This is a genomic window from Petrotoga olearia DSM 13574, assembly GCF_002895525.1.
GTDB lineage: Bacteria > Thermotogota > Thermotogae > Petrotogales > Petrotogaceae > Petrotoga > Petrotoga olearia.
Genome location: NZ_AZRL01000014.1, coordinates 1 through 2,684, shown reverse-complemented (window position 1 = coordinate 2,684; position 2,684 = coordinate 1). Strand labels below are relative to the sequence as shown.

The window sequence follows — 2,684 nt, the reverse complement described above, 5'->3', positions numbered from 1 at the left end:
CACTCATAGGAGGTAAGGGCAGTCTGAGAAGAAGACGTAGATAGGCCGCAGGTGTAAGTACTGAGAAGTATTGAGCCGAGCGGTACTAATAGCCCGAGGCTTTGGACGAAACTCTATGCACTTGTGAATGAGTAATAGGGGGTGAAGATAACGATACGGGAAACACCCAGAACCATACCGAACCTGACGGTTAAGCCGTATCGTTATCTTCACCCCCTATTACTCATTCACAAGTGCATAGAGTTTCGTCCAAAGCCTCGGGCTATTAGTACCGCTCGGCTCAATACTTCTCAGTACTTACACCTGCGGCCTATCTACGTCTTCTTCTCAGACTGCCCTTACCTCCTATGAGTGGGAAGCCTATTGTTTGGGCCCGTTTCCCGCTTAGATGCTTTCAGCGGTTATCGGTTATATGTGTAGCTACTCAGCTCCTGCTATTTGCATAACAGCTGATTCACCAGGGACATACTCACTCCGGTCCTCTCGTACTAGGAGCAACCCCCTTCAAGCTTCCTACCCCCGCAGCAGATAGGGACCGAACTGTCTTACGACGTTCTGAACCCAGCTCACGTACCGCTTTAATGGGCGAACAGCCCAACCCTTGGGACCGGCTTCAGCCCCAGGTTGCGATGAGCCGACATCGAGGTGCCAATCCACGCCGTCGATGTGAACTCTCGGGCGTGATTAGTCTGTTATCCCCGGGGTAACTTTTATCCGTTGATCGACGGCCCTTCCTCTCAGAACCGCCGGGTCACTAAGTCCAGGTTTCCCTCCTGTTCGACTCGTCAGTCTCTCAGTTAGGCAGGCTTTTGCCTTTGCACTCTTCAGTGGATTCCCAACCCACTTGAGCCTACCTTCGAACACCTCCGTTACCTTTTAGGAGGCAACCGCCCCAGTTAAACTGCCCTCCTAACACTGTCCAGGTCAAGCTCTTCACTTTCTCCCGTTAGTAACCCATCGTTGTAAGGGCGGTATCCCACTGCCGGCTCCAGCTGCCCTGGCGAGCAGCTTTCTTCGCCTCCCGCCTATCCTGTACATACAACGATAAGTTACAATGTCAGGTTACAGTAAAACTCCACGGGGTCTTTCCGTCTAGCTGCGGGTCCTCGGCGTCTTCACCGAGCTTGTAATTTCACCGGATCCTCCGTTAAGACAGCTCCCTAATCGTTACGCCATTCATGCAGGTCGGAACTTACCCGACAAGGAATTTCGCTACCTTAGGACCGTTATAGTTACGGCCGCCGTTTACCGGGGCTTCAGTTCGGAGCTCTCACCCCTCCCCTTAACCTTCCGGCACTGGGCAGGCGTCAGTCCCTATACTTCCACTTCCGTGTTCGCAGAGACCTGTGTTTTTGGTAAACAGTCGCTAGGGACTTGTCACTGCGGCTCTATTAGCATGATTACTCATCCTAATAGTCCACCCCTTCTCCCGAAGTTACGGGGCCTTTTTGCCTAGTTCCTTAACGAAGGTTATTCCGCTCCCCTTTGCCTTCTCAGCTCGTCTACCTGTGTCGGTTTCCAGAACGGGCGGTAAAAGGTTCAACACTACACGAGGCTTTTCTCGACAGTGTGATTATCTACCGTTGGCCTTGCGGCCTCCCCATCACGACTCCTCCTCCACCGGCGGATTTCCCTACCAGCTTCTTCGGCATCGTCGCTTGGAAGATTCGCAACCCTATCTCGGTAGCTTTACCTCCTGTGTCCCCCCTTGCAGCTCCTCTTTTACCGGTACGGGATTCTTTACCCGTTTTCCATCGGCTACCCCTTTCGGGTTCACCTTAGGTCCCGACTTACCCTGGGCGGACGACCCTTCCCCAGGTACCCTTAGACTTTAGGGGTGGGAGATTCTCACTCCCATTTCGTTACTCATGCCTGCATTCTCTCTTGTGCTTCGTCCACATAACCTTTCAGTTATGCTTCTCCCTCGCACATCGCTCCCCTACCTATAGCCTTTCGGCTATACCGTAGCTTCGGTGCGCGGCTTTAGCTCCGTTACATTTTCGGCGCAGTCCTCTTCTACCGGTGAGCTGTTACGCACTCTTTTAAGGATGGCTGCTTCTAAGCCAACCTCCCGGCTGTCTCAAGAGGTCCACTTCCTTTCACACTTAGCCGCTTCTTCGGAACCTTAGCTGTCGGTCTGGGCTCTTTCCCTCTCGACCATGAAGCTTATTCCCCATAGTCTTTCTCCCTGGCTCCCAGTTATGGCATTCGGAGTTTGATTGGTTTCAGAGGTCTACCCCCCTACGCCATTCAGTGCTCTACCTCCATAACTCTTTTTCCAGAGGCCGTGCCTACACACGTTTCGGGGAGAACCAGCTATCCCCAGGTTCGGTTAGCTTTTCACTCCTACCCACATGTCATCCGAGGATTTTTCACTATCCACCAGTTCGGACCTCCACTTGGTTTTACCCAAGCTTCATCCTGCACATGGGTAGCTCACCTGGCTTCGGGTCTATTTCCAGTGACTTGCGCACTTTTCATACTCGGTTTCCCTTCGGCTCCACCTTCCGGCTTAACCTCGCCACCGAAAACAACTCGCAGGCTCATTAATCAAAAGGCACGCGGTCACTTTCGCTCCCGCTTCCTGTAGGCATACGGTTTCAGGTTCTCTTTCACTCCCCTCCCGGGGTCCTTTTCACCTTTCCCTCACGGTACTGTTTCACTATCGCTCAGCTGTCCTCTTT

General features: G+C 52.8%; 2 rRNA genes and 1 other annotated feature. Of the genes, one reads left to right on the top strand and one right to left on the bottom strand.

Features of this window, described 5'->3' with window-relative positions:
• A 23S ribosomal RNA gene (locus tag X929_RS05495) occupies window positions 1-110 on the top strand; the annotation flags it as partial.
• 27 nt (window positions 111-137) lie between these two features.
• Window positions 138-218: a sequence feature (5S ribosomal RNA rRNA prediction is too short), on the top strand.
• Window positions 219-244: 26 nt separating this feature from the next.
• Here X929_RS05495 and X929_RS05490 read toward each other — a convergent pair.
• A 23S ribosomal RNA gene (locus tag X929_RS05490) occupies window positions 245-2,684 on the bottom strand; the annotation flags it as partial.